This window comes from Hymenobacter segetis (assembly GCF_038448715.1).
Classification (GTDB): Bacteria; Bacteroidota; Bacteroidia; order Cytophagales; family Hymenobacteraceae; genus Hymenobacter; species Hymenobacter segetis.
Genome location: NZ_JBCEVZ010000012.1, coordinates 65805 through 91351, shown reverse-complemented (window position 1 = coordinate 91351; position 25547 = coordinate 65805). Strand labels below are relative to the sequence as shown.

At 62.9% G+C, this 25547-nt stretch carries 25 protein-coding genes; 2 read left to right on the top strand and 23 right to left on the bottom strand.

Annotated elements, in window-relative coordinates:
* Positions 1-156: 156 nt before the first annotated feature.
* From AAFH49_RS07310 to AAFH49_RS07235, 17 genes are all read right to left on the bottom strand, one after another.
* Positions 157-1323, bottom strand: a complete 1167-nt coding sequence (locus AAFH49_RS07310; RefSeq protein ID WP_342296967.1) for a sensor protein KdpD — start codon at positions 1321-1323, stop codon at positions 157-159.
* 185 nt (positions 1324-1508) lie between these two features.
* On the bottom strand, positions 1509-2636 hold the full coding sequence (locus AAFH49_RS07305) for a porin (protein WP_342296966.1): 1128 nt from the start codon (positions 2634-2636) through the stop codon (positions 1509-1511).
* Between the two features lie 23 nt (positions 2637-2659).
* A complete protein-coding gene (gene kdpC / locus AAFH49_RS07300) occupies positions 2660-3220 on the bottom strand; it encodes a potassium-transporting ATPase subunit KdpC (protein ID WP_342296965.1) in 561 nt (186 codons plus the stop codon).
* A 185-nt stretch (positions 3221-3405) separates the two neighbouring features.
* On the bottom strand, positions 3406-5451 hold the full coding sequence (gene kdpB, locus AAFH49_RS07295; RefSeq protein WP_342296964.1) for a potassium-transporting ATPase subunit KdpB: 2046 nt from the start codon (positions 5449-5451) through the stop codon (positions 3406-3408).
* Positions 5452-5578: 127 nt separating this feature from the next.
* The gene (kdpA, locus tag AAFH49_RS07290) at positions 5579-7279 is read right to left on the bottom strand and encodes a potassium-transporting ATPase subunit KdpA (protein ID WP_342296963.1); all 1701 of its coding nucleotides are present in this window, start codon (positions 7277-7279) and stop codon (positions 5579-5581) included.
* Between the two features lie 110 nt (positions 7280-7389).
* Positions 7390-7467, bottom strand: a complete 78-nt coding sequence (gene kdpF / locus AAFH49_RS22195) for a K(+)-transporting ATPase subunit F (RefSeq protein WP_394368967.1) — start codon at positions 7465-7467, stop codon at positions 7390-7392.
* A gap of 33 nt (positions 7468-7500) precedes the next feature.
* Complete coding sequence (locus AAFH49_RS07285) at positions 7501-7650, bottom strand: hypothetical protein (protein ID WP_342296962.1); 150 nt, start codon at positions 7648-7650, stop codon at positions 7501-7503.
* A 166-nt stretch (positions 7651-7816) separates the two neighbouring features.
* On the bottom strand, positions 7817-9172 hold the full coding sequence (locus tag AAFH49_RS07280) for a sigma-54-dependent transcriptional regulator (protein ID WP_342296961.1): 1356 nt from the start codon (positions 9170-9172) through the stop codon (positions 7817-7819).
* A gap of 83 nt (positions 9173-9255) precedes the next feature.
* A complete protein-coding gene (locus tag AAFH49_RS07275) occupies positions 9256-9633 on the bottom strand; it encodes a cupin domain-containing protein (protein ID WP_342296960.1) in 378 nt (125 codons plus the stop codon).
* A gap of 22 nt (positions 9634-9655) precedes the next feature.
* A complete protein-coding gene (locus tag AAFH49_RS07270; protein WP_342296959.1) occupies positions 9656-10255 on the bottom strand; it encodes a hypothetical protein in 600 nt (199 codons plus the stop codon).
* 174 nt (positions 10256-10429) lie between these two features.
* Complete coding sequence (locus tag AAFH49_RS07265; protein ID WP_342296957.1) at positions 10430-10723, bottom strand: hypothetical protein; 294 nt, start codon at positions 10721-10723, stop codon at positions 10430-10432.
* A 90-nt stretch (positions 10724-10813) separates the two neighbouring features.
* Positions 10814-11791, bottom strand: coding sequence for a DUF4249 domain-containing protein (locus AAFH49_RS07260; protein ID WP_342296955.1), 978 nt, complete (start codon positions 11789-11791; stop codon positions 10814-10816).
* Between the two features lie 12 nt (positions 11792-11803).
* Entirely contained in the window at positions 11804-14173 is a 2370-nt protein-coding gene (locus tag AAFH49_RS07255) for a TonB-dependent receptor (protein ID WP_342296953.1), read from the bottom strand.
* 310 nt (positions 14174-14483) lie between these two features.
* Positions 14484-15182: an OmpH/Skp family outer membrane protein gene (locus tag AAFH49_RS07250; RefSeq protein WP_342296951.1), complete on the bottom strand. Its 699-nt coding sequence runs from the start codon at positions 15180-15182 to the stop codon at positions 14484-14486.
* Between the two features lie 246 nt (positions 15183-15428).
* Positions 15429-16391: a succinylglutamate desuccinylase/aspartoacylase family protein gene (locus tag AAFH49_RS07245; RefSeq protein WP_342296950.1), complete on the bottom strand. Its 963-nt coding sequence runs from the start codon at positions 16389-16391 to the stop codon at positions 15429-15431.
* 248 nt (positions 16392-16639) lie between these two features.
* Positions 16640-17593, bottom strand: a complete 954-nt coding sequence (rimK, locus tag AAFH49_RS07240) for a 30S ribosomal protein S6--L-glutamate ligase (RefSeq protein WP_342296949.1) — start codon at positions 17591-17593, stop codon at positions 16640-16642.
* Positions 17594-17644: 51 nt separating this feature from the next.
* On the bottom strand, positions 17645-18127 hold the full coding sequence (locus tag AAFH49_RS07235) for an ATP-dependent zinc protease family protein (RefSeq protein ID WP_342296947.1): 483 nt from the start codon (positions 18125-18127) through the stop codon (positions 17645-17647).
* Between the two features lie 88 nt (positions 18128-18215).
* Between AAFH49_RS07235 and AAFH49_RS07230 the strand changes: the two genes are divergently transcribed.
* Positions 18216-19730: an ArnT family glycosyltransferase gene (locus tag AAFH49_RS07230; RefSeq protein ID WP_342296946.1), complete on the top strand. Its 1515-nt coding sequence runs from the start codon at positions 18216-18218 to the stop codon at positions 19728-19730.
* Between the two features lie 278 nt (positions 19731-20008).
* Here the strand turns inward: AAFH49_RS07230 and AAFH49_RS07225 are convergent, their stop codons facing one another.
* From AAFH49_RS07225 to AAFH49_RS07200, 6 genes are all read right to left on the bottom strand, one after another.
* Positions 20009-20311: a 2TM domain-containing protein gene (locus tag AAFH49_RS07225; RefSeq protein ID WP_342296945.1), complete on the bottom strand. Its 303-nt coding sequence runs from the start codon at positions 20309-20311 to the stop codon at positions 20009-20011.
* A gap of 204 nt (positions 20312-20515) precedes the next feature.
* On the bottom strand, positions 20516-21397 hold the full coding sequence (locus tag AAFH49_RS07220; RefSeq protein WP_342296944.1) for a 4-hydroxy-3-methylbut-2-enyl diphosphate reductase: 882 nt from the start codon (positions 21395-21397) through the stop codon (positions 20516-20518).
* A 187-nt stretch (positions 21398-21584) separates the two neighbouring features.
* Complete coding sequence (gene cmk, locus AAFH49_RS07215) at positions 21585-22277, bottom strand: (d)CMP kinase (RefSeq protein ID WP_342296942.1); 693 nt, start codon at positions 22275-22277, stop codon at positions 21585-21587.
* A 31-nt stretch (positions 22278-22308) separates the two neighbouring features.
* Complete coding sequence (locus AAFH49_RS07210; RefSeq protein WP_342296941.1) at positions 22309-22713, bottom strand: hypothetical protein; 405 nt, start codon at positions 22711-22713, stop codon at positions 22309-22311.
* Between the two features lie 32 nt (positions 22714-22745).
* Positions 22746-23570: a hypothetical protein gene (locus AAFH49_RS07205; protein WP_342296939.1), complete on the bottom strand. Its 825-nt coding sequence runs from the start codon at positions 23568-23570 to the stop codon at positions 22746-22748.
* A gap of 24 nt (positions 23571-23594) precedes the next feature.
* Positions 23595-23744 carry a hypothetical protein gene (locus AAFH49_RS07200; RefSeq protein ID WP_342296938.1) on the bottom strand — a complete coding sequence of 50 codons (150 nt, stop codon included), beginning with the start codon at positions 23742-23744 and terminating at the stop codon, positions 23595-23597.
* An 87-nt stretch (positions 23745-23831) separates the two neighbouring features.
* Between AAFH49_RS07200 and ade the strand changes: the two genes are divergently transcribed.
* Positions 23832-25487, top strand: a complete 1656-nt coding sequence (gene ade, locus AAFH49_RS07195; protein ID WP_342296937.1) for an adenine deaminase — start codon at positions 23832-23834, stop codon at positions 25485-25487.
* The last annotated feature ends 60 nt before the right edge of the window (positions 25488-25547 follow it).

Sequence of the window (25547 nt, the reverse complement as noted above, 5' to 3'; positions counted from 1 at the left end):
TTTTAACAGCCCTTTGAACGTCATGCTGAGCGCAGTCGAAGCATCTCTACCGTGCAAGTAATTCAATCGAGCCAACGAAGCAGTAGAGATGCTTCGGCTGCGCTCAGCATGACGTTCCGGGTTTGTTCGGCTGACGGTCCGAGGTTGTTCAGGAAATCAATAAGTCACCAGATACACGTCCAAATCGCTGCCATCGTCCGCCACGGCGCGCAGCAAATCCGACGTCACGCCGCGCCGGCTCAGCTGCTCCCACCAGCCCTTCTCGCGGGTGATGCCGCAGACCAGCAGCGTGGCGTTTTTTTCCTGCGCCACCCGCCGGATGGCCCCCACAATGTCGTCGTCCTTCACCCGCAGAATCTGTGCGCCCAACTCAGCGGCCAGCTGTAAGTTATTGAGCAAATGCCGCTGCGTGGCCAGCCCGATGCGGTCGGCGGTTTCGCGGCCGGTCTGCACGTAGAGCACGTACCAGGCGGCGGCCGCAAACCGGTCGGCCAGCCGCGAGGTCTTGCGAATGATTTCCCGGGCGGCTTTATCGTTCGAGTTGATGCAGGCCAGCAGGCGGTCGTCGTTGCGGCGCTGCGGGGCCACGGCGGGCGCGCCGCCGGCTTCGGATTCTACCTGCCGGCCCAGCAGTTGGGCCACTTCGCGCACCGCCAGCCGCCGCAGCTGCAACAGGTTTTCGGCCTGGAAAAAGTTGGCCAGCGCGGTGGGCACCTTGGCCGGGTCGTAGATTTTGCCTTCCTCCAGGCGGGCGCGGAGCTCGCCCACGGTCAGGTCCACGTTCACCACCTCGTCGGCCTGTTTCAGCAGCTGGTCGGGGATGCGCTCGGTCACGTCGGTGCCCGTGATTTTCAGCACTTGGTCGTGCAGGCTTTCGAGGTGCTGCACGTTCACGGCGGTTATCACCGAAATGCCTTGGGCCACGAGGTATTCCACATCCTGCCAGCGCTTTTCGTGGCGTGAGCCGGGCACGTTGCTGTGGGCCAGCTCATCAATGACAACCACCTGCGGCCGGCGCTGAATGATGGCTTCCACGTCCATCTCCTCCACCGCGTGCCCTTTGTAAAAAACCTGCTTGCGGGGCAGCAAGGGCACGTTTTTCAGTTCGGCCACGGTGCCGGCGCGGCCGTGGGTTTCGATGTAGCCGATGAGCACGTCCACGCCGTGCTGGTGCAGGTCGTGGGCCTCCTGGAGCAGGCGGTAGGTTTTGCCCACGCCGGCGGCTAGGCCCAGGTATACCTTGAGCGTGCCGCGCCGCCGCGCCTGCACCAGGCGCAGGAACCGCTCGGCAGATTGGTCGCGGGGGTCGGCGGCGGGGTTCATAAGGATAGGCTATTTGTCATTGCGAGTGGAGCGTAGCGGAACGCGGCAATCCGTCCTGTCAAAACCAGACACTTTCTTAAGTGACCAAGCTAAAAAAGGGCTTTATCACATCTCAGGGCTTTTTGCATCGAGAGGACGGATTGCCGCGCTCCACTCGCAATGACAGTCATCCCGTTCAGCCGCCCCTAAAACGACAGCGCGATGCTCGTCGTCACATTGCCGTAGCTGCGGTTATCCGCGTTATCGCCCCGCGCAAACACGCCCTTCATGCCATTCAGATACCGCCCTTCGACCCGAAACGCCACGTTGCTGGTGGGCAGATAATCGAGGTTGAGTGAGCCGCCGGCTACCCGGAAATCACTATCCCGCGCGGCGGGCATGATGCTGCGGATAATCACGCCGCGCTCGGCGTAGTAGTACTCACCGCGCAGCGTGGTCGACCATTTATCGGCCAGCTTATATTTGATAAAGGCCGCCGCCGTGTGCCAGGTGTCGTATTTCTCGCTGCTCACGCCCCGCTGCTTGCCCACATCAAAAACCAAAGCCAGATTGGTGCGCTCCGAGGCGGCATAGGTGATGTAGAAATCGTGGAAATAGCGCCGGCGAATGAGCGAGTCCGTGGGCTGCTCGTTGCCATAAAAGGTGCTGCTGTTGATGAGGATTTTGTCCGACGGCTTCCACTGGATTTGGGTGCCGAGGGCTTTGGCCTGGTTGGTTTCGCGGATGTTCTGCCAGCCATTCAGCACCATTCCGGTCAGGGTCAGCTTCGGGCCGACTTCGTAGGTAAACCGGGCCCCGGATTCATAATAGGGCGAATTCTCAGCCATCACGGAGCGCGTCAGCGTCCAGTTATCCTTCGAAATAGCCGACTCGAACCCAATGTGCGAGCCGAAAATCCCCATATCGAGCCAGGCCTTGGCGAAGGGCCGGAAGCCCGCGTAAGCCTCGTACACGTGCCGGAGCACGGGGTCCTCGGCGGCGTAGTTGGCGGCTACGTAGGTGCCGGCGTGCAGGCCCACGGCCCCGCGCACCTTGCCGTCATCGTAGCGCACGCCAATGAGGCCCTGGTTGAGCGCAAACTCGTTCTGACGGCCGTGCGAGTAGAGGAAGGCCTGCCGGTTATTGCCATTGGCGTGGTTGAAATCGTAACCGTAATAAGCATCCACGAAGCCGTAGGTGGTGATGGGGCCGGGCGCGGCAGTAACAGGCGCGGCGGGCGGCGGCACGGCCAGGGCCGGGTCGGTGGTGGGAGCAGTTTGGGCCAGGGCGGCCAGCGGCAGGGCCGCCAGCAGCAGGAAAGCGGGTATTTTCATTGGTTGATTTTGTGCAAAAGAAGCTATTCGGCGGCCAGCGCATCCAGCGCCAGATTGAGGCGGAGAACGTTCACATGGTCGGGGCCGAGGGTGCCGGGCTCGATTTGCTGCTGCACCAGCGCTTGCACGCGGGCCGCATCGAGCTTGCGCACGCGGGCCACGCGGGCCACCTGCACCAGCGCCCCGGCGGGCGAAAGGTGCGGGTCGAGCCCCGAGCCGCTGGCCGTAATGAGCTCAGCGGGCACGTCGGCGGCCTTCACGCCGGGGTTTTGCCGCAGGAAGGTATCGAGGCGGGCCTTCACCACGGCCAGGTATTCGGGGTTGCTGGGGCCTTTGTTCGAGCCGCTGCTGGCATCGGCGTGGTAGTCGGCCGCCGAGGGGCGGGAATTGAAGTATTCGGGCTTATCGAATTTCTGGCCCACGTTGGCGAAGCCCACCACGCGGCCGTGGCGGCTGATTTGAACGCCCGCGCCGTGGCCGGGGGCCGCCTGGGCGATGGCCGTTACGAGCGCGGGGTAAATGATGCAGCACAGCACCATCAGGGCCAGGGTGAGGCGGAGGGCGGGCAGGAGTTGGGTTTTCATGGAATTGGGGATAAAGGCGGTCAAACTCCCCTCCTTACCAAGGAGGGGACGCTGGCGCGAAGCGTCAGCTGGGGTGGTTATGGCGTTGAAGTCGTTCGGGAGGTCGTTCGGGTGTCGTTCAACGCCACAACCACCCCCGTCCGAACCTTCGGTTCGAACATCCCCTCCTTGGCAAGGAGGGGAGTTTACAAAAACACCCCCACAATCAAGTCCAGCAGCTTAATCCCGATAAACGGCACCACCACCCCTCCCAGGCCATAAATCAGCAGGTTCCGGCGCAGCAGCGCCGATGCGCCCACCGGCTTATAGGCCACGCCTTTCAGCGCCAGCGGCACCAGCGCCGGGATGATGAGGGCGTTGAAAATCACGGCCGAGAGAATGGCCGATTGCGGCGATTTCAGCCCCATCACATTCAGCGCGCCCAGGGCCGGGATGGCCACCATGAACAGCGCCGGCACGATGGCGAAGTACTTGGCCACATCATTCGCAATCGAAAACGTGGTGAGCGTCCCCCGCGTCATCAGCAGTTGCTTGCCAATTTCGACCACCTCAATCAGCTTGGTGGGGTCGTTGTCGAGGTCGACCATGTTGCCGGCTTCCTTGGCGGCCTGGGTGCCCGAGTTCATGGCCACGCCCACGTCGGCCTGGGCCAGGGCGGGGGCATCGTTGGTGCCGTCGCCCATCATGGCCACCAGCTTGCCCAGCTGCTGCTCGGTGCGGATGTACTGCATCTTGTCCTCGGGCTTGGCCTCGGCGATGTAGTCGTCCACGCCGGCTTTTTCGGCGATGAATTTTGCCGTCAGCGGGTTGTCGCCGGTCACCATTACCGTCTTGATGCCCATGGCCCGCAGCCGCGCAAACCGCTCCTGGATGCCGGGTTTGATGATATCCTGCAACTCGACCACACCCAGCACCCGGTCGTTTTCGCTGAGCACCAGCGGGGTGCCGCCGTTGCTGGCCACCATTTTCACGCGGTCGGCCACGTCGTCGTGGTAGGCGTGGCCGGCCTGTTCGGCCAGCTTGCGGATGGCATCGGCCGCGCCCTTGCGGAGGCGAGTGCCGCCGGCCAGCGTCACGCCGGAGCTGCGGGTTTCGGCCGTGAACTTGATGAGTTCGGCTCCATCCAAGCGGGGTTGAAGTTGCGCGGGGTCCACTTTATGGTCGCGGGCCAGCTCCACGATGCTCTTGCCCTCGGGCGTTTCGTCGGTGAGGGAGCTGATGGTGGCCTGCTCGATAAACGCCTGCATCGCCACACCTGGCGCGGGCCAGAAATGCGTGGCCTTGCGGTTGCCGATGGTGATGGTGCCGGTTTTGTCCAGCAGCAGCACGTCGATATCGCCGGCCGTTTCCACCGCTTTGCCGCTCTTGGTGATGACGTTGGCCCGCAGCGCCCGGTCCATGCCCGCGATGCCGATGGCCGAGAGCAGCCCGCCGATGGTGGTCGGAATCAAACACACGAACAGCGCGATAAACGAGGCCACCGCAATGGGCGTTTTCGAGTATTCGGCGAAGGGCTGCAAGGTCACGCACACAATCACGAACACCAGCGTAAACCCGGCCAGCAGGATGGTGAGGGCAATTTCATTGGGCGTTTTTTGCCGCGACGCGCCTTCCACCAGCGCAATCATCTTGTCGAGAAACGACTCGCCGGGTGCCGTCGTCACCTGCACCACGATGCGGTCGGAAAGCACCTTGGTACCGCCCGTAACGCTGGATTTATCGCCGCCCGCCTCCCGAATCACGGGCGCGGATTCGCCGGTAATGGCCGACTCGTCAATGGTAGCCAGGCCTTCGATAATCTCGCCGTCGGTGGGAATAATCTCGCCGGCCACGACCACGAAAACCTGCCCCTTTTGCAGCTGGGCCGAGCTCACGGCCACCATCTGGCCGTTATCCAGCCGCACGTTGGCGGGCGTATCCTGGCGGGTTTTGCGGAGCGAATCGGCCTGGGCCTTGCCGCGCGCCTCGGCAATGGCCTCGGCGAAATTGGCAAACAGCAAGGTCAGAAACAGCACCACGAACACCGTGAAATTGTAACCGAAGCTGCCCTGCGCCGCATCGGGCTTCATCAACAGACCGATGGTGACGAACAACATCACCACCGTGCCGATTTCCACGGTGAACATCACCGGGTTGCGGAACATCGTGCGCGGGTCGAGCTTGACGAAGGCCTGGCCGACGGCTTCGCGCACCAGCGCGGGTTGAAAGAGGGATTGGGATTGGGTTGCCATTGGTTGGTTTGTCATCCTGAGCGCAGCGAAGGACCTTATCATGTCCGCGCCGCAAGGGTTAGTAATTCAGATGAGCGCAGCCGTGATAAGGTCCTTCGCTGCGCTCAGGATGACAGAAAATTTAAGTTTAGTACAGCGTGAAATGCTCAGCCAGTGGGCCCAGGGCCAGTGCGGGAAAGAAAGCCAGCGCGGCGATAATCCAAATCACGAAGAAGACCATCACGCCGAAGGTGGCGGTATCTACGCGCAGGGTGCCGGCGCTTTCGGGGATGAATTTCTTGCGGGCCAGCAAGCCCGCGATGGCCACCGGGCCGATGATGGGCAGGTAGCGGGCCAGTATCATCACCACGCCGGTGCTGATGTTCCACCACGGCGTATTGTCGCCGAGGCCCTCGAAGCCGGAGCCGTTGTTGGCGGCCGAGGAGGTGAATTCGTAGAGCATTTCGGAGAAGCCGTGGTAGCCGGGGTTGGCCAGCCAGGAGGCGTATTCGGTGGGGTGGGCGGCGTAGCCGTGGGCCGCCAGCGCCGTGCCCGTCAGTATCAGCAGCGGGTGCAGCAGGGCAATGAGGATGGCAATTTTCATCTCCCGCGCCTCAATCTTCTTGCCCAGGAACTCCGGCGTGCGGCCCACCATCAGCCCCGAAATGAACACGGCCACGATGATGAACACGAAGAAATTGAGGAAGCCCACCCCTACCCCGCCATAAAAGGCGTTGGTCATCATGCCCAGCAGCGTATTCATGCCCGAAAGCGGCGTGAGTGAGTCGTGCATGGCATTCACCGAGCCGTTGCTGGTGACGGTGGTGGTGATGGCCCACAGCGCCGAAGCCGGCGCGCCGAGGCGAATTTCCTTGCCCTCCATCGAGCCCAAGCTTTGGTCGATGCCCATGCGGGAGATGGCGGGGTTGCCGTGCATTTCCAGCGCCACGGTGGGCACTTGCAGCAGCAGGTAGCCGGCCGTCATCACGCCGAAAATCATCCAGCCCAGCCGAGGCCGGCCCAGGTAGAAGCCGAAGGCCAGCGCCATGGCAATGGGAATGAGGACGATGGCCCCGTTCTCCACGGCATTGGTGAGGTAGGTGGGGTTTTCGAGCGGGTGAGCCGAGTTGACGCCGAAGAAGCCGCCGCCGTTGGTGCCGATTTGCTTGATGCCAATCATGGCGGCGGCCGGGCCCCGGCTCACGTTTACGGAGTCGCCCTGCACCGTTACAATCGGGGCCTTGGCTGCCCAGTTCATGGGCGTGCCCTGGAACACCAGCACCAGCGCCACGGCCAGCGACAGCGGCAGCAGTACTCGCGTGATGCTCTTCACGAAGTAGCTATAAAAGTTACCCAGCTTCTCCGCAGTGCCTTCTTTCAGGGCATTGAAGACCACCACGCAGGCGGCCATGCCGGTAGCGGCCGTCACGAATTGCAGAAACATCAGGCAGAACACCTGCGAGAAGTACGTCACGCCCGACTCGCCCGAGTAGTGCTGCAAATTGCAGTTCACCAGAAAGGAAATGGCCGTATTGAACGCCTGGTCGGGCGTCATCGAGGGGTTGTGGTCGGGGTTGAGCGGGAGGCTTCCCTGGGTGCAGAGCACGAACATGGCCCAGCCAAACCACACCAGATTGATGGTGAGCAGCGCCACCAGATGCTGCGGCCAGGTCATGCCCCGGTTGGCATCGATGCCGCCGATGCGGAACAGCAGCCGCTCGAATGGGGCGAGGAAATCGGTCCAGCTTTTATCGCCGCGGTATATGGTGGCCAGGTAGCGGCCCAGCGGAATGGCCAGCAGCACCGTGCTGCCGAAAATGAGCAGGATGCCGAGAAGTTCTTTGTTCATGGTGGTTGGGGGATTGTAAAAACTGCGTAGGGTGCGGGGCTTGCCCCCGCCCGCCGTTGCACGGAATCGCTAGAGCAAGCGTCCGGGCGGGGGCAAGCCCCGCCCCTACATCAGAATTTTTCCGGTTTCAGCAGCACGTAGCAGAGGTAGCCGAACGTGGCCAGGGAGAGGAAAAGCAGGGCGAGCATCATGGCGATAGCAACAAAGCGAGGGATGAGAAATCAGATGCGGTCGAAGAAATCGACCGAGCGATAGAAGAGCCAGAAGGCGGCCAGGCCAAGGGCGGAAAGCAGGATAATCAGCAGCAGCGGGTTCATCAGCGGTGAGTTTGACAGGGTTGCCCAAAGCCCCTTGCCAATCAGAATCCACATTGGAAAAGTGGAAAGCAAAAGCTCATCAATCAACTTATATTCAGTCAATAACTTTATGTCAGTCCCAAAATTCAGACAGCCCAAACGCAGAAAACCGGGTCATTCTGACCCGGTGCGGTGGTCAGAATAACCCGGTTTTGTTTTAGTGAAGCGTGTTCTGTTTGGTCTATTGCAACCCGTACTCCTGAATCTTGCGATACAGCGTTTTGGTGCCGATGCCGAGCTGGCGGGCGGCCTCCATCTTGTTGCCGCCGGTGTCGAGCAGCACCTGCCGAATCTGGCGTTTTTCCTGGGTGCGCAGGGTGCGGTCGGTGGCCTCATCGAGGCCCGGGGCGGGCAGGATGTGGTGGAATTCGGGCGGCAGGTCGTCCACGGTTAGGGTGTCGCCGTCGGCGAGGATGGCGGCGCGTTCCAGCACGTTCTTCAGCTCGCGCACGTTGCCGCGCCAGTCGTGGGCGCGGAGCTGGGCCAGCACGTCGGGGCCGAGGGGGCGCAAGCGGCGGCGCAGCCGGGCGGCGAAGAATTGCAGGAAGTAGTCGGCCAGCTCGGGCACGTCGTCGCGGCGCTCGTTGAGGCCGGGCACGGGCACGGTGAACACGGCCAGGCGGTAGTAGAGGTCGGGCCGGAAATTGCCGGCTTCGGCCTCCTGGCGCAGGTTGCGGTTGGTGGCGGCCACAATGCGGACATCAATGCTGGTGGGCCGGGTATCGCCCAGCTTCGTGAACTGCCGCGTCTCCAGCACCCGCAGGAATTTGGCCTGCACGTTCAGCTCCAGTTCCCCAATCTCATCCAGAAAAATGGTGCCACCGCTGGCTTCCTCCAGCAAGCCCTTTTTATCTGCCAGCGCCCCCGTAAAGGCCCCTTTCTTGTACCCAAACAGCTCCGATTCCAGCAAATCCTTCGGAAAAGCCGAGCAATTCACCGCCACAAACGGCTTGCTCCGGCGCGGGCTGGCCTGGTGGATGGCCTGGGCAAACAGCTCTTTGCCCGCGCCGGTGGGGCCTTCCAACAGCACGGTGCTGTCGGTGGGCGCAGCGCGCTGGGCCAGCTTTTTGGCCTGCTCCAAAGCGGGCGCGTGGCCAATCATGGAGTCGAAGCTGTACTGGGCGCCGACCTTTTTCTCCAAATCGGCCACGCGGCGCTGGAGGCGGGCTTTTTCGGCGGCGCGGTCCACTACCACGATGAGCTGGTCATCGGAATCGCCTTTGGTGAGGTAGTCGAACGCGCCTTCCTTCATGGCGCGCACGCCGTCTGGGATGGTGCCGTAGGCCGTCATTAGCACCACTTCGGCTAGCGGGGCGAGGGCTTTGTAGCGGGGCAGCAGGTCGAGGCCGCGGCCGTCGGGCAGCTTCACGTCGCTCAGCACCACGAGGATTTCGTCGGCGTACTCGCGCAGGGCTTCGAGGCCGCGCATGGCATCGGGGGCCTGGCGCACGAGGTAGCCTTCCAGCTCCAGGGTGCGGGCCACGGCCTGGCGCAGCATGGCTTCGTCGTCGATGAGCAGAATGGTGCCGGTGGGCATGGGCGGGGCAGTAAGATGGGGGCGCAAAAGCGCGTCAAAGCTACGCCGGTCGCACTTTGCGCCCTCCTGATTTGGCCAGGCGGCTAGTGCCGGCTGGCCAAGCCCATGCGCTCCACGGTTTCGCCTTCAAAGTCGAATTCAATCAGAATGGCGGGCTCATTGCCCACCACCCAACCGTCGTGGCCGGGCGCGATGGCGACGGCCTGCGGGGCCACAAACTCCTCCAACGCCCCGTCGGCGTACTGGATATTTATCCGGCCACTGGCCAAAAAACCTACGTGCGCGTGCATGCACAGCGACGTGCCCATGATGTCCTTCAGGTTTTTCGACCACCGAAAACCCACCGGGTACACAATACGCTTGACGCGGGCATTGCCGGTGGGCACTACATCAACGAGCACGCCGCCGACTTCGCGGTGCGTAGCGCCCTTCAGCGGGCCGAGGAGAGAGGTGTTTTCCATGCCCTAACCTACGCATTTTCAGCTATTTTTTCGATGCCGGCGCGGCTACAACCAGCGTGTTGGGGGGCAGCGGCACTTCGCGCGAGGTTTCAAATTTGGCGGCTTCGGGGTTGGTTTCGTCCACGCGGCGCTGCACCACGCGCAGGTGGCGGGCGTCGGGGTGCAGCACGGCCAGGTCCTGGCTGATGCCGGAGGCGGCGTCGTAGCTGCGGAAGCCCATCAGCATGCCGTCGGGGAAGTTGGCGGCCTTGGCTTTGGCGCCGGTCACCATGTCGGGCTGGTTCGGGAATTTGCCCAGGTCGATGTCGAGCGGCTGGCTGCCCTGTACCAGCAGGTGGGCCAGCACGCGCGGATGCTTGGGGTCGTCGGGATTGTCGGTGGGCTTGAAGCTGAACGCCACCTTCATGGTTTCGGCATCCTTGAGCGTGGGTGCGACAGCCGGCGCGGGGGCCGTAGCCGCCGCATCAGGAGCCGTGCTGGTGGCTGCGTTGGCCGAGTCGACGGCAATGGGGGTGATGGGCGCCGTATCGGCGGCGGTGGTGGGCGTGGAGGTGACGGGGGCCGTTTGGTTGCAGCCGGCCAGCAGCAGGGCCGCGCTCAGGGTCAGAATCGAAGATTTCATGGGAAACGGGATGACAGCAGTTGGGGCTGTAAGATTAAGCAAAATTGCTCAACCTCGTATTTTTCGCGCTCGGCGCAATTAGTCAAAAGCCCCACCCCGTGAGCACAGCAAAAAGCCCGGCCGCGTTTCCGCAATCGGGCTTTTTAGCACTTGAATTTTCAGTCGAAACGCGGCTTACCAGCGGCGGCCACCCCGGCCCCAACCGTGGCCCCGGTAGCCGTAGTACGGCCGGGGAGCATAGTATACGGGGCGCGGCGCATAATATGGCATGGGAGCAATAATGACGGGCGGCGGCGGGGCATACACCACGGCCGGCTGGGGCGGATAGTAGTAGCGAGGGCCGTAATAAGCCCGCGGCGGGCCATAATAGCCGCCCCCAATACGCACCGAAACCTGGGCGCTGGCCGCCTGGCTGCCGAGCAGCATCAGGAACAGGCCCAAGGCAAAAAACACTGATTTAGTCCGCATAAGAATTCGCGCCGAAGCGCGCTGATTAATGATGGAAGGACAATTTATGGATTTTAGACGCAAACGCGACCGTAAGGTTTAATGGTTCGGCTAAGGGAGTTGAATGACGTAGGTGACATCGGTGGCACCGCCGAACAGGCCGTAGCCGGGGCGCACGTTGGAGGCCAGCGGGGCGGGCTCTGCGAAGGGGTTGCCGTCGGCGTCGTAGTAGCGGCGGCGCGAGAGGTAGAAATCGTAGGCATCCTTGGTGATGCTGCTCACCGTGACTTCGATGAAGCCCGGCTGCGGGCAGCCGGGCTGGGAGCAATAATTGTAAAACTGCACGTCCGAAGCCAGCGAAATGCGCTGCCCGTTCACGTTGGCATCAGCAAACGGGTAGATGCTGTACCCCTGGCTGGGGCTGGAGAGCTGGAACTGGCCAATGCTGACGGCGCTGTTCTGGCTGTTATAGTCCACCCGCAGGCTGCTGTTCCCATTGCTGGACTGGCCCTGCCGGTCCAGCAGGCGGGCGAAGGCCAGGTAGTAGTTGGTGGCATTGGGGTCGTCGCGCAGCGCCAAATTCAGGCGGCCCGTGTACTGGCCCGAGCCATTGGGGCCGGGCACGCTGCGGGGCTCGTAGCTGCCGCTTTCCACCACGGGTGCGGCGGGCATGGTGAGGGTGCTTTCGGCGGTTTCGAGGCCGGGCAGGCTGGCGCGTAACGTGTACTGCTGGCCCGGCTGCGGCCGGAAGCCCAGCACGGGCAGGTAGTAGCCGGGGTAGTTGCCATACTGGGTGCCCCGGGCGGCGCGGTAGCGCTCTACCACGCTGCCCGTGGCATCGCGCAGCTCCACGGTGGCATCGGGCCGGCCGGTGAGGTAGTTGGTGTCGAACACGCGCTGGCTGTTGCTGACGTAGAGCCGGCGCTGCTGAAACAGCTCGTAGAAGGACGAATCCAGCGGCGCAGTGGTGAGGATGTGCATCAGGGCCACGCGGGGCGTGTGCGGCGGCTCGGGCAGGTCGGTGGCAGTTTCGCAGCCGGCCAGGGCGGCGGTGGCGAGGAGCAAAGTTCGGAACAGGTTCTTTTTCATTGGTAGAAGGCGTTAAAACCGGAACGTTTTGCTGAACGATGGCAGGATGGGGAACAGTGACACCTGCCGGTAGCTGAGCTTGTCGCTCCCCTGCCCGCGCCCCAGGTAAATGAAGTAGGGATTGTGCCGGTTGTAGGCGTTGTACACGCTGAAACTGTTCACCACTTCGCCCCAGCGCTTCTTTTTGGTGTGGCTCAGGTCGAGGTCGAGGCGGTGGTAGGCAGCCATGCGGTAGCTGTTGCGGGTGCCGTAGTCCTCAATCGACGAGCTGTACGGCCCCAGCGAATAGCGGCCCTGCGAGAGCGTCACGGCATTGCCGCTGCCGTACACGAACGTGCCCGAGAGCGTGAGCGTAGGACTGAACTCGTGGATGACGACCAGCTTGAAATCGTGCCGCCGGTCGTACTTGTAAGGGTAGAGCTGGCCTTGGTTCAGCTCCGGGAAGCGGCGGTTGCTCCAGGCCAGGGTGTAGCCAATCCAGCCGGTGGTTTTGCCAGATTTCTTTTGCAGAAACAGCTCGGCCCCGTAAGCCCAACCCTGGCCGCTGGTGATTTTGCTTTCGTAGTTGTCGTCGGTAGTTCCCACGAAATCAGCCCCTTCCCGAAACTCAATCAGGTTCTGCATGGGCTTGTAGTAGGTTTCCACGCTGAACTCAAAGTCCTCGTCGTGGAAGCGCAGGCTGCGGGCGGCGCCCACGCTGAACTGCTGGGCTTTCTGGGGCAGAATATTGGCCGTGGCGGGCACCCACAGGTCGGTGGGCAGGCCAATGCCGCTGTTGGTGAGCAGGTGCACGTACTGCGTGGTGCGGGCGTAGGAGCCTTTCAGCGCCCATTGCTCAGTGAGCAGGAAGCGGGCCGATAGGCGCGGCTCCAGGCTGGGGTACAGCTTTTTATCCACCAGGAAGCTGTTCACGCGCAGGCCCACGTTCACCTTCAGGCGGTCGGTCAGCTTCACGTCGTCTTCGGCGTAGATGCTGGCCTCGTTGGCCCCGATGTTGCGGCCGGTAGCCTTGTTCTCGGACGGGTCGGTGCTGCCCTCGGTTTGCAGCGCGCCGGGCCGGAACTGGTGCCGGATGTACTGCCCGCCGAAACGCACGTAGTGGTTGGGGTTGGGCACGTAGTCGAAATCCGACTTTAAGCTGATATCCTGAATATTAGACAGGTAATTCAGGGCAAATTTATCAGTACGGGCCTGGCCGTTGCTGTCCGTGAACCGGTCCTCCTGCGTCGTGCCCACGTCGAACTGGTAGCGCGTGTAGGTGAGGTGGGTGTTCATGAACAGCCGGTCGTTCACGATGTGGTTCCAGCGCAGGGCCGCGATGCGGTTGCCCCAGCCCAAGGCGCTGTTCTGGCGGTTGTAGTCGCCATTGTCGCGCTTGCTGCCCTCGTCGTTGGCGTAAAACTCGTCGTAGCCCAGGTAGCCGCTCAGGTAGAGCCGGTCGCGCGGGCTGATTTTCCAGTTCAGCTTGCCATTGAGGTCGTAGAAGTAGTAGCCGGCCACCAGCCCATCGGCGTTGGCCTTGATGAGTGGCCGGGCCAGAATGTCGATATAGGTGCGGCGGGCCGAGAAAATGAACGACGCCGTGTCCTTCTTAATCGGCCCTTCCAGCGTGAAACGCGAGGCAATGAGGCCAATAGCACCCTCGCCGTGCAGCTTCTGCATGTTGCCCTCCTTCATCGTAATATCCACCACCGACGACAGCCGCCCGCCGTACCGCGCCGGAAACCCGCCCTTAATCATCTCCACGTTCTTGATGGCGTCGGCGTTGAAAATCGAGAAGAAGCCGAACAGGTGCGAGGCGTTGTAGATGGGCGTGCCATCGAGCAGCAGCAGGTTCTGGTCGGGCGAGCCGCCGCGCACGTAGAGGCCGCTACTGCCCTCGCCGCCCGCCTGCACGCCGGGCAGCAGCTGGAGCACCTTCAGCACGTCGGTTTCGCCAAACAGTGCGGGCAGCAGCTTTATCTGGTTCACGGGGATGTTGATGGTGCCCATGCGCGTGCTTTCGGCGATTTTCTCCTCCTTGCTGCCCACCACTTCCACCCCCGCCAGCTCGGCCGAGGAGGGTTTCAGGCGAAAATCGTAGGTGAAGCTGCGCTCGGCTTTACGGGCCAGCCGCAGCTTCTCGTAGCCCAGCGCCGACACCAGCAGCCGCACCGAATCGGGGCTGGCGGCCAGCGTGAGGGAGTAGAAGCCGAAGGTGTTGGTGGTGGTGCCCTGGCCGCTGGCCGGGTGCACCACGGCCACACCGGGCAGGCTTTCACCAGTCGCGCCATCGCGCACGTAGCCGCTGATGGTGAACCGGTTGTTTTGTTGCGCGTGGGCGGTAGCGGCCCCCAACAACGCCACGCTGCCCACGGCAGCTAGGCGGAAAAGTGAATTCATAGAAGCAATAAAAAGGTGGAAAGGAACCGACCCCGGCGGGCCGAAGTGCTGCCCAAACGGCAGCCGGGCATTTTTATTGGCAAAGGTGAGTATTGGGTGAAGAGCAGGATTTGGGCGGCAGGGTTGCTTGGGGATGCCGGGATTTTTTTTCGGGGATTACACAAAAAAGACCGTCATGCCGAGCGTAATCGAGGCATCTCGCGTGCCGAAGTAATTCAATCACAAGGAAAGATTTACTACCACACGCGAGATGCCTCGGCTACGCTCGGCATGACGGTCAGCTTAGCCTTGACCCCAATAGGCCAAGCCCTTACTTCTTCCGGTACCCGGCGTTCAGATAAGCCAGCACGGGCGTGGTGATGTCAAGGTTTTTCTCGCCGTAGGCGATGGTGCCGCTGGGCGCGGCGATGAGAATCAGCTTGTAGCCGTGGGCTTTGCCATAGGCTTCCACCTTCTTGTTCACGCTTTCGAGCACAGTTTGGGTGAGCTTGGCTTCTTCCTGCTGGGCCTGCTGCTGCAGCATCTGCTGCTGCTGGGCCACTTGCTGCTGCTGCTCCTGAAGCTTCTGCTCGGTGGCGGCGCGCTGCTCGGCGGTGAGGGTGGAGGCCTGCTTCTGGTAGGCTTCTACGTTGGCTTTGAAGCTGGCCAGCATGGTCTGGTTCTGCTTTTCCCAGCCGCGGGCTTTGCCCTCGAAGGCGCGGCGGGCGTCCTTCATGCCCTGGTAGCCGTCCAGCATTTTGCCCGATTCCACGTAGGCCAGCTTGCCCGAGAAGTCGCCGGTCATGTCCTGCACGGGGGCAGCGGCCACGGCGGGCTCGGTGGTGGTCGTTTCGGTGGTAGTAGCGGCTGCCGTCGTGTCGGCGGCAGGCTCGGGCGTGGCCATTACGGCCGTGCTGCTGTCGGTAGCAATGGCAGGCGCAACGGGCTTGTGGTTGAAATGCAGGAAGTATAAACCGGCCACGGCCAGCGCCAGCACGATGTTAATGGTAAGCTGAAGAGGGTTTTTCATTGAAAACGAGTGATGAGGAAAGGACAAAAGTAGGGAAGTGGGCGGGATGGGCAGCCGGTCATTGCGAGTGAAGCGCAGCGGAACGCGGCAATCCGTCCTGTACAATGTGATGAGCCCTGAGATGTGACAAGCCTTTTTCAATGTAAAAAGCCCCGGTACGGTGTAGTACCGGGGCTTTCTGGTACAAGAAAGTGTCTGGTGTTGACAGGACGGATTGCTTCGGCTGCGCCGCGCAATGACAGAAGGCTACTGCGGCACGGCAATGTGCAGCAGCGCGTCGCCCTGGTTCACCACGGGCATATAGTTCAGCCCAATCACGTAGCCACTCAGGGGCGACTCCAGCCGCACCGATTGCGCGCCATATGGGTCGGCGATGGAGCCATAAATCTGGCCCTTTTCGATAAACTGCCCGTTCTCGACGTGCGCCCGGAACAGGCCCGCAAACCGCGCCCGCAGCCACGTATGCCGCCGGCAGATGATGCCCGGCCGGGCCGGCGCGGGCGCTTCGGGCCCCATGCCCAGGTGGTGCAGCACCCGCAGCGTGCCCGCCACGGCCTCTTCAATGCCGGGCTCGTCAAGCCGCAGGCTCTCGCCGGTTTCGTACACGATGATGCGCTTGCCCAGCTCCTGCGCCGCCTCGCGCAATGACCCGCCCCGCAGCCCTGCGTGCAGCGTGAAGGGCGCGCCAAAGGCCGCCGCCATGGCATCCACCTCCGGGTCGATGCCCAGCAGAGCGCGCACCTGCGGGAAGTTGGCCCGCGCCGCGCCACCGGTGTGGAAATCAATGCCGTAGTCAATCAGGGGCATGATTTCGCGCATGAAGCGGTGGGCCACGCGCCCGGCCAGCGACCCGCGCGGGAAACCCGGAAACGAGCGGTTCACGTCCTTGCCATCGGGCACGTCGCGGCTGAAATTCAGAAACCCATAAATATTGAGAATCGGGATGGCGATGACCGTGCCCCGCAGCGGCGTGAGCAGCTCGCGCCGCACCAGCCGCCGGATGGTTTCGATGCCGTTCACTTCGTCGCCGTGCATGCCGCCCATGAGCAGCAGCGTGGGACCGGGCTCCACGGCCCGCAACACGTGCACCGGCACGTCAATCACCGTGCCCGAGGGCAGCTTGGAAATCACCAGCCGCGTGAGCACCCGCTCGCCGGGCTGAATGGTGAGGCCGTTGAGGCTGATGGCGTTGGGGGCGGTGGGTGGCATAGGCGAGGGTTGAACGACAAACTCCCCTCCTTACCAAGGAGGGGATGTTCGCGCTGAAGCGCGAACGGGGGTGGTTGTGGCGTTGAGTGATAATCGCAAAGCCAGAACGATGCCAGGGCACCTCAACAGCAGGCTATAGCGGGCCAGGCGCGAGCCGTTTAACGCCCATAACCACCCCCGTCCGAGCCTGCGGCTCGAACATCCCCTCCTTGGTAAGGAGGGGAGCTTGTCGTTCAACCGCCCCGCTCCTACTTGCCTGTGGGCACGTCCGATTGCGCGTCCACGGCCTGCGCAGAGCCTTTTTTGGCTTTGGGCTTCTCTTTTTTCTTCGCGGCGAGGTTGGCCGTGTATTCGATGATGCGGCCGGCAATATCCTGCTTGGTGGCTTTTTCGATGCCCTCCAGGCCGGGCGAGGAGTTGACTTCGAGCACCAGCGGGCCGCGCTTGCTTTGCAGCATATCCACGCCCGCGATGCCCAGACCGAGAGCTTTGGTAGCTAATAAAGCAGCGGCCTTTTCGGCGCGGGTGAGCTTGACGAGCGTACCCGAACCGCCCCGGTGCAGGTTGGAGCGGAACTCGCCCTCTTTGCCCTGGCGCTTCATGGCCCCCACCACTTCGCCGTCGACCACAAAGGCGCGGAGGTCGGCCCCCTTACTTTCGGCGATGAACTCCTGCACGATGATGCGGGCCTTGAGGTTGTGAAACGCTTCGATGACCGACTGCGCGGCTTTGGCCGACTCGGCCAGCACCACGCCCAGGCCCTGGGTGCCTTCGAGGAGTTTGATGATGACCGGGGCACCGCCCACCTGACTTATCATGGCGGGCACGTCTTCGGAGTGGTTGGTGAAGGCGGTTTTGGGCATGCCTACGCCGGCTCGGCTCAGGATTTGCATCGAGCGGAGCTTGTCGCGCGAGCGCACGATGGCCTGGCTGTCGATGGCGGTGCGCACCTTCATCATCTCAAACTGCCGCACCACGGCCGTGCCGTAGAACGTGACCGAGGCCCCAATGCGCGGAATGATGGCATCGAAGCCTTCCAGCGCCTCGCCCTTATAAATAATGCCGGGATGGCCCTTTTCGAGCACCAGGTTGCAGTGCAGGTGGTCGATGACCACGGCTTCGTGGCCCTGCGCGACGGCAGCCTCCACCAGCCGCTGGGTGGAGTAGGATTTGGGCTCACGCGAGAGAATGGCCAGTTTCATCGTGGAGGGTTGGATTGGTGGAGGGTGGCAAACGCCGCGCCCCAAAATTAGTCAGGGACGGGCGCGCCGGGCGGTGGCGCGGGCCAGGAATTTGTAGGAAAGGTTGCGCTTGGCCACATCTACCACGAACCGTCCTTGCCGCAACAGGCTGCGCCCCAGTAGTACGGGATACTTCATGTCGGAGCGGTCGGAAAGCGAAAAATCGGCCTCAAAAGATTCGCCATACAGCTGCACCACCGCCCGGATGACGTAGCGCTCCTGCACCTCGCCGTTGCTGGACCGGATATCGCGCAGGGCAAAGCTGCTGAAGGTGAGCGGCCGGCCGTCGGAGCCCTCGTGGCCGGGGTCGAGCAGGTTCACCACCAACACGGGCGGCTGCCCGGCGGGGGTTTCGATGTGGATATTGGAGCAGTGAATGGCGCTGGTGTACGCGCCGGTGTCCACCTTGGCCTCGACGCCGCCCAAGGCGAAGGCCGGAAAATCAACCAGCTCGCGGCGACCGAGAAGGCGTTTGGGGGGACGGGAAATGCGCATGGGCGAAGGGACGAAGCAGGCCTTGGAAAACCAAATGTATCATGCAGCGCCCGTTACATTTGCCGGGCTTATCTGCTTCCTTCTTTTTATGACTTTTTCTGAAACGCTGGCCCTCGGGCGGCTGCCGCGCTGGTTCTGGCCGGTGCTGCTGGGGCTGAACCTGGCTTTGCACGCGCCGTTTTTCCGGCTGCCGCCGGCCAGCATCCACGTGTGGCGGCAGTGCAACACCATGGCCGTGGCCCGCAATTTATACGAGGAAGGCATGAACCCGCTGGAGCCCCGCGTGGACCGCCGGGGCGCTACCAACGGCATCACGGGCATGCAGTTTCCGTCTTACGAATGGGTGGTGGCCAGCTCCTACCACGTTTTTGGCTTCCACGAAAGCCTGCCCCGCGTCATCAACTGGCTGTTTTACATGCTGGGCGTGTGGGCGTTTTATAAGCTGGTGCAGCGCATCAGCGGGGCCGAGTGGCTGGGCGGCGTGGCCGCCTGGGGCCTGGCCTGGAGCCCCGAATTATTCTACCACGGCATCAATGCCCTGCCCGATGTGCTGGCCCTCACGGCCTCGTTGCTGGGGCTGTGGGGCTTTTTGCGCTGGCGCGATACCCGGGGCCTGGGCTGGCTGGTGTTTAGCCTGCTGGCCACCACGCTGGGCGGCCTCACCAAGCTCCAGTTTCTCATCATCGGCTTTCCCATTGGGGTGCTGGTGGTGCAGGATGCCGTGCGGCGCACCCTGGCGTGGCGCGACTGGCTGCTGCTGGCCGCCTACGCCGTGGTGGCCGTGGCCGTGCCGCTGGCCTGGTACGCCTACGCCGATTACCTCATCAAAACCTCTGGCCTGGCCGATTTCGGCCTGCTCGTGCGCCCCGAAACGGACCCGGCCGTGGCCTTTTCCATCATCAAGCACAACCTGCTTTCGGACTGGCCCGAAGTGCTACTCGGCTACGGCGGCGTGGGCCTGCTGGTGGTGGGCCTGGTGCGGGCGGCGCGGCACCTGCCCACGCGGCACCCCTGGTTCTGGCCGGCGCTGGCGTGGGCGGTGGCCCTGCTGGCCTACTACCTGCTCGAGCTGCACCAGATGAAGGAGCACGGCTACTACCAGCTGCCCCTGCTGCCCGTGCTGGTGCTGCTGGGCACCTGGGGCGCGGCCTGGCTGGCCCGGCACCCCAAGGGCCGGCCGTGGCTGCTGCTGCTGCTGCTGGCCCAGCCCGTGTGGGCGGCCATTCGGATAGACCTGAACCGCTGGATGAAGGGCGACCCCGCCGTGGCCCCCGAGCTCTTCGACCCCACCACCCGGGCGGCCCTGGAAGCGGCCACGCCCGCCGGCGCGCTCACCGTGGTGGGCCCCGACGATTCCGGCTGCAAGGACTTCTATTTCCTGCACAAAAAAGGCTTCGGCTTCGACCGCCCCGAGCAGCTGGCCGAGCCCGCCCCCAACGGCGCGCCCGGCACCTACCTGGCCCAGTGCGTGGCCCAGGGTGCCCAGTACCTCTACACCAACGATTCGCTCTCGCTGGCCAGCTCCGCCATCCGGCCGCTGCTGCGGCGGCAGGTGGCCCGCGTAGGCCAGTTCCAGGTGTGGGCCTTGCAGCCCGCCCCGTAGCTTGCCGGCTTAGTACCCTAAAAAGAGATTTCAAAGCCCTCCGGCCACGAACGGAGGCCTTTGAAATGCCGTGGAGAGTGGTCCGGTACCAGCCGGAGCACCTAAAACGACAGTGAAAATCGGCTCGGCCGTGACCGGAGGGCTTACAAATGCAGTGGAAAGCAATCCGGCCAAGACCGGAGGGGCTTCCACAGCATTTGTAAGCCCTCCGGTCACGGCCGAGCCGATTTTCACGCTATTTTTTTATTGAAAAGTGCAATCCATGCACCTTATGGAGCCTAGCGGTACTTGTCCAGCGGGTCGGGGCGGCCTTGCTCCTGAGTCATGCGCTCGTACTCACGCTGGACGCGCTGCTCGTAGCTGAAGCCACCGTAGGCCGCCACGCCCCGCGCAATCAGCCCGATGCCCCAGAAGGCGGTGACCCACAGCGGCCAGGGAATCTCGGAATGGTGCGGCATGGTGAGGGCCCAGATAAGCCACAGCATCCCGTTCACCGACAGGTACGACAGCAAGTGCGATTGAAACTTGGCGCGGGCTTTGGCCTTTTGCCACAGGTACGGGTCGCGGTTCAGGGGTTCCATGAGCTTGGGGATGAGGTTGGTTGGGATTGATGATTTAAAGGTAGCCGCCGGGCGGATACGGCCGCAAGCCGCCGTTGCCGAACGGTTGGGAAAGGCTTCCCAAGCGTCGAAAGCGGGGGCTGAACTGTAATGTCGTCGCCCCGAATTCCGGGCCGCTCCCGCCACTTACCTTATTTATCGCATCCCTGCGCGTCTCATTACACCCTACGCCGGCTCGCCCACGCCTTCCACGCGCTCGGCCACCTGCTTCATCAGCCACAGCGGGGTGCTGGTGGCCCCGCAGATGCCCACGGACTCCGCGCCCACCAGCCACTCCTCATCGATTTCGGTTTCGTTTTCGATGAAATAGCTGCGCGGGTTCACGGCATTCACCACCGAGAACAGGGCCTTGCCATTGGAGCTTTTGCGGCCGCTCACGAAGAGCACCACGTCATACTCAACAGCGAATTTGGCCAGGGCCGGCTCGCGGTTGCTCACCTGCCGGCAGATGCTGTCGTTGGCATCGAAGCTGTCCAGCGCGCCACCGGCGGCCAGGATGCGGGCCTCCATCAGCGCCTTCATCTTATAGAAGCCGGCCGTGCTCTTGGTGGTTTGGCTGAAGAGGGTGACGGGCCGGGCGAAGTCAATCTGGTCGAGGTCAGCCTCGTTCATCACGATGATGGCGCGGTTGCCAGTCTGACCCGTGAGGCCGGCCACTTCGGCGTGGCCGGGCTGGCCGTATATCACAATCTGGCCGTCCTGGCGCTGGCTCAGGTCGAAAGCGTGCTTCACGCGGTTTTGCAGCTTGAGCACCACCGGGCAGCTGGCGTCAATCAGCTCCAGGTTGTTTTGCAGGGCCAGCTGATAAGTTTCGGGTGGCTCGCCGTGGGCCCGAATGAGGACTTTGCAGTCGTGCAGCTGGCTGAGCTGCTCCCGGTCGATGATGCGCAGGCCCTGCTGATGCAGCCGCTCCACTTCCATGCTGTTGTGCACGATATCGCCGAGGCAATAGAGCGTTTTTTCGTTCGCCAGCTCGTCTTCGGCCATCTGAATGGCGAATTCAACGCCGAAACAATAGCCGGAATTTTTATCAATCGTGACCTTCATGCTGTGCCTTTAACATCACTGCGGCGGCGAGGAGTTCGCCGGGCGCAAAGGTACGGCGGCCGGGCGGTGTAAGGTGTTGGTCGTGGAATTCTGTCATCCTGAGCGCAGCGAAGGACCTTATCACGCAGGATAAATCAGCGTGATAAGGTCCTTCGCTGCGCTCAGGATGACAGATGATTTCTGGGGCCTAATCCCAGCCCGCCGCAAACAGCGCCGACGACACCCTATCCAGCACAAAATCGACCTGCTCGGTGATGGTGATGTGCGTGGTGTCGAGCAACACGGCATCGGCGGCGCGGCGCAGGGGGCTTTCGGCCCGGGTCGAGTCGAGGTAATCGCGCTTGCGCAGGTTCTCGATGATGTCTTCGAGGGGCACATGTTCGCCCTTTTCGGCTAGCTCGTCCTGGCGGCGACGGGCGCGCAGCTCCACTTCGGCGGTCATGAAGATTTTCACTTCCGCATCGGGGAACACGGTGGTGCCGATGTCGCGGCCGTCCATCACCACGCCGCGCTTGCGGCCCATTTGCTGCTGCTGGGCCACCATGGCGTGCCGCACCATCGGAATGACCGATACCTCGCTCACAGAATTGGAAATCCGCATCTGGCGAATGTCGTCCTCGCGGTTCACGCTGTTCAGGAACAGCTCGTTGCGGCCCGTGCGGCGGTGGCGGCGGAAGGTGATGCTGATTTCGCGCAGGGCCTGCTCGATACGCCCTAAGTCGGCGAAGTCGATGCCCTGCTCCAGCAGGTATAGTGTGACGGCGCGGTACATGGCCCCCGTATCAACGTAGGCGTAGTGCAGCAGCGACGCTACGGCTTTGGCTGTGGTGCTTTTGCCACAGGAGGAGTAACCATCAATGGCGATAACGAGTTGTTTCATAACGACGCGGGCGGCCATTGGCCCCGCAAGATTACGAAATCCAAGCCTTACGAGCGGCGGGCGGGGTCTTCAACCGCTGCGGAACGGAGGCAAAGAAGGCCGCTACCGAGGCGCTTTCTCCCTCATTCAGTTGCGCATCGACTAAATAAAAGGGATTAAAAAAAAATCGGCCGGCCAGCCCCACGCCGGTCGTGCCGTCCTTGCCGGTGCCCCATTCGCCCCGGTATACCTCCACCAAGCACTGCCCCAAGAAGCAGCCCAGCGCCATTACCACGCCCGGCCGCTCGGCCGGTCCCAGCTCGCCCCGTTGCGCCCGAATAAAATTATCCAGATGGGCCACACCTTCGGCATCGAAGGCCTTTAATTTCAGCTGCTGCCGCACCTGTTCAGCAGCGGCATAAATGGAATCGAGGGGGGATGGCGTGGGTTCAGACATAAGGCAAAGTAAACCACAAACGGCCGCCGGGGTTATTTGCGGGCCTGCAACAGGGCCTCGCGGCGGTGCACGGTGTAGGCCGTCAGCAGCTGCGGGGCCTCGTAACGGGTGGCCAGCTGGCCGGCCCGCAGTTGAACACAAACGGCCGGGTCGTCGGCCAACAGCGTCAGCATAAGCTGGCGGTAGCGGCCGTTTTTGGCGGGCAGCTCCTGCGTCTGGCCCGCGTGGCGCAGCAGCACGGTCTGATTGGCCCGGGGCAAAACGAATAAATCCAGCAGTGCACCGAAAAAGGAATTGCTGAAAGCATCCGCCGGGCTTATCGTAGTGGCCGGTAATGCGCCTGCCGCTGATACCACCGGCCCGTTGGGCACCGCTGGCGCATTGAGCGCCCGCAGGGTTTCGGGCGTAGGGGCCTGGAAAACCAGCACCTCGTAGCCCGCGTCGCGGTACAGGCGCTGGGCATAGCCGGCGGGCACAAGCTGGTGGCCCTTGCGCCGCACGAAGGCCGGCACCGTCACGAACGTATCGCCCCGCACCACGTAGGCGGGCACTTCGTTGGGCAGGAACAGGGCGTAGTCGGGCAGGTTTTCGGGGCGCAGGCGTACGCGGTCGGGCATGTTGGGGCCATATACTTCGGCCGGGTGCCAGCTGCCGTCGGGCAGGCGGTAACTGCCGGGGTGGCCGCCGGTGGCGTAGCGCGGCGCGGGCGTGAGGGGGTAGTCGTGCGGCTGGCTGGTAGAGGGCGTGCTCGTGGCCGCCGGGTTGCGCCGGGGCACCTGCGCTTCAACAGTGGCGGCCGTTAGTAGCAATATGACCGTAGCGCGGAGTAGCCCGCTACGCAGCAGAAAGGTTTTCATACCAGAGAAGAGCCCGCCGAACCGCTAACGGTTGCAGGGGCACGGCACCGATTTGCCGCCGCTGTGGTGCTTGTACCAGGAGGTTTTTTTCTGTTGGGCGGTGCGGCGGGCACAGCCGCCCTCGGCCAGCAACAGCGGCAGCACGAGCAGCAAAAGGGCAAGGTTCTTTTTCACCGGAAGCGGTTTTTTGTCAAATATAAGGTTCTTTGCCGACGCAAAACCGGCAGTGGGTCGGTTTGCTTCTCGCCCTACTTCCCTCCCATGCCTGTTGATTTCTCGCTCACGGCCAACGTCGTCGACATCTTCGCCCGTTCCATTCAGCCCGCCGTTATTCAGATTGAAGGCGGCCGCATCGCCGCCATCGCCCCTATCAGTGATGCCGAGGCCGACCCCACCCTGCCCTACGTGCTGCCCGGTTTTGTCGATGCCCACGTCCACGTCGAAAGCTCCCTGCTGGTGCCCACCGAATTTGCCCGCCTGGCCGTGACGCACGGCACGGTGGCCACCGTGAGCGACCCGCACGAAATCGGCAACGTGCTGGGCGTGGCCGGGGTGGAATTTATGCTAGAAAACGCGGCGCATTCGCCCTTCAAGTTCTGCTTCGGCGCGCCGAGTTGCGTGCCGGCCACGCCGTTTGAAACAGCCGGGGCCGAAATCACGGTGGCGGACATCAAAAAGCTATTTGAAAACCCCAAAATCGGCTACCTGGCCGAGATGATGAACTGGCCCGGCGTGCTGCACCGCGATGCCGACGTGATGGCCAAAATTGCCCTGGCCCACGCCGCCGGCCGCCCCGTAGACGGCCATGCCCCCGGCCTGCGCGCCGACGACGCGGCCCACTACGCCAGCGCCGGCATCAGCACCGACCACGAGTGCTTCACCGCCGCCGAGGCTCTCGACAAGCTGGCCGTGGGCATGAAAATCCTCATCCGCGAGGGTTCGGCCGCCCGCAACTTCGATGCCCTCATCGAGCTGATGCCCGAGCACTACCACCACCTCATGTTCTGCTCCGACGACAAGCACCCCGATACGCTCGTGCTGGGCCACATCAACCAGCTGGTGCAGCGCGCCGTGGCCCTCGGCAACGACGTATTCAACGTGCTGCGCGTGGCCTGTATCAACCCCGTGAAGCACTACCACCTGCCCGTGGGCCTGCTGGGCGAAGGCGACCCCGCCGACTTCATTGTGGTAAAAGACCTGCGCGATTTCGAGGTGCTGCAAACCTACCTCAACGGTGAGCTGGTGGCCGAAAATGGCCAGTCGCTGCTGCCCGCCGCGCCCATTGCGGTGGTCAATAACTTCCACGCTCAGCCCGTGACGGCCGCCGATTTCCGGCTGCCCACTACTAAGAAATCGGCCACAATTCGCGTTATTGAGTGTTTCGACGGCCAGCTCATCACGGCCCGCGTGGACCTGCCGGCAACCATCGAAAACGGCTTGGTGGTGCCTGACGTGGCCGCCGACGTGCTCAAGCTGGCCGTTATCAACCGCTATCAGCCGCACGTAGCGCCGGCCATCGCCTTCATCCAGGGTTTCGGACTGAAGCACGGCGCGCTGGCCAGCAGCGTGGGCCACGACTCGCACAACATCACCGCCGTGGGCTGCGACGACGAAAGCCTGGCCCGCGCCGTAAACCTCGTTATCCAAGCCAAAGGTGGCTTGGCCGCCGTGGGGGCCGATGGCCAGGAAATCCTGGTGCCGCTGCCCGTGGCCGGCCTCATGTCGGACCAGGATGGCACGGCTGTGGCCAGCGCCTACGCCGCTGTCGATGCGCTTTCCAAGCAGTTGGGTTCCCCGCTGGGCGCGCCGTTTATGACGCTTTCCTTTATGGCGCTGCTTGTTATTCCCAGCCTCAAACTGAGCGACAAAGGCTTATTTGATGGGCAGCAATTCACGTTTGTGGATGCGGTGGAATAAACGAGGTGCAATTTTTAGCGCGGTTTATGCGTAGGGTGCGGGGCCTGACCCCGCCCGGCG

Excerpts from the sequence above, each read along its gene's own strand:
- AAFH49_RS07260 (WP_342296955.1), bottom strand. The coding sequence starts at position 11,791 with ATGAAAAAGAACCTGTTCCGAACTTTGCTCCTCGCCACCGCCGCCCTG.
- kdpC (WP_342296965.1), bottom strand. The coding sequence starts at position 3,220 with ATGAAAACCCAACTCCTGCCCGCCCTCCGCCTCACCCTGGCCCTGATG.
- AAFH49_RS07225 (WP_342296945.1), bottom strand. The coding sequence starts at position 20,311 with ATGGAACCCCTGAACCGCGACCCGTACCTGTGGCAAAAGGCCAAAGCC.
- AAFH49_RS07235 (WP_342296947.1), bottom strand. The coding sequence starts at position 18,127 with ATGCGCATTTCCCGTCCCCCCAAACGCCTTCTCGGTCGCCGCGAGCTG.
- AAFH49_RS07220 (WP_342296944.1), bottom strand. The coding sequence starts at position 21,397 with ATGAAGGTCACGATTGATAAAAATTCCGGCTATTGTTTCGGCGTTGAA.
- AAFH49_RS07250 (WP_342296951.1), bottom strand. The coding sequence starts at position 15,182 with ATGAAAAACCCTCTTCAGCTTACCATTAACATCGTGCTGGCGCTGGCC.
- AAFH49_RS07310 (WP_342296967.1), bottom strand. The coding sequence starts at position 1,323 with ATGAACCCCGCCGCCGACCCCCGCGACCAATCTGCCGAGCGGTTCCTG.
- ade (WP_342296937.1), top strand. The coding sequence starts at position 23,832 with ATGCCTGTTGATTTCTCGCTCACGGCCAACGTCGTCGACATCTTCGCC.
- cmk (WP_342296942.1), bottom strand. The coding sequence starts at position 22,277 with ATGAAACAACTCGTTATCGCCATTGATGGTTACTCCTCCTGTGGCAAA.
- AAFH49_RS07205 (WP_342296939.1), bottom strand. The coding sequence starts at position 23,570 with ATGAAAACCTTTCTGCTGCGTAGCGGGCTACTCCGCGCTACGGTCATA.
- AAFH49_RS07255 (WP_342296953.1), bottom strand. The coding sequence starts at position 14,173 with ATGAATTCACTTTTCCGCCTAGCTGCCGTGGGCAGCGTGGCGTTGTTG.
- kdpB (WP_342296964.1), bottom strand. The coding sequence starts at position 5,451 with ATGGCAACCCAATCCCAATCCCTCTTTCAACCCGCGCTGGTGCGCGAA.
- AAFH49_RS07265 (WP_342296957.1), bottom strand. The coding sequence starts at position 10,723 with ATGCGGACTAAATCAGTGTTTTTTGCCTTGGGCCTGTTCCTGATGCTG.
- kdpF (WP_394368967.1), bottom strand. The coding sequence starts at position 7,467 with ATGCTCGCCCTGCTTTTCCTCTCCCTGGCCACGTTCGGCTACCTCTGC.
- kdpA (WP_342296963.1), bottom strand. The coding sequence starts at position 7,279 with ATGAACAAAGAACTTCTCGGCATCCTGCTCATTTTCGGCAGCACGGTG.
- AAFH49_RS07245 (WP_342296950.1), bottom strand. The coding sequence starts at position 16,391 with ATGCCACCCACCGCCCCCAACGCCATCAGCCTCAACGGCCTCACCATT.
- AAFH49_RS07230 (WP_342296946.1), top strand. The coding sequence starts at position 18,216 with ATGACTTTTTCTGAAACGCTGGCCCTCGGGCGGCTGCCGCGCTGGTTC.
- AAFH49_RS07275 (WP_342296960.1), bottom strand. The coding sequence starts at position 9,633 with ATGGAAAACACCTCTCTCCTCGGCCCGCTGAAGGGCGCTACGCACCGC.
- rimK (WP_342296949.1), bottom strand. The coding sequence starts at position 17,593 with ATGAAACTGGCCATTCTCTCGCGTGAGCCCAAATCCTACTCCACCCAG.
- AAFH49_RS07280 (WP_342296961.1), bottom strand. The coding sequence starts at position 9,172 with ATGCCCACCGGCACCATTCTGCTCATCGACGACGAAGCCATGCTGCGC.
- AAFH49_RS07305 (WP_342296966.1), bottom strand. The coding sequence starts at position 2,636 with ATGAAAATACCCGCTTTCCTGCTGCTGGCGGCCCTGCCGCTGGCCGCC.
- AAFH49_RS07285 (WP_342296962.1), bottom strand. The coding sequence starts at position 7,650 with ATGTGGATTCTGATTGGCAAGGGGCTTTGGGCAACCCTGTCAAACTCA.
- AAFH49_RS07270 (WP_342296959.1), bottom strand. The coding sequence starts at position 10,255 with ATGAAATCTTCGATTCTGACCCTGAGCGCGGCCCTGCTGCTGGCCGGC.
- AAFH49_RS07210 (WP_342296941.1), bottom strand. The coding sequence starts at position 22,713 with ATGTCTGAACCCACGCCATCCCCCCTCGATTCCATTTATGCCGCTGCT.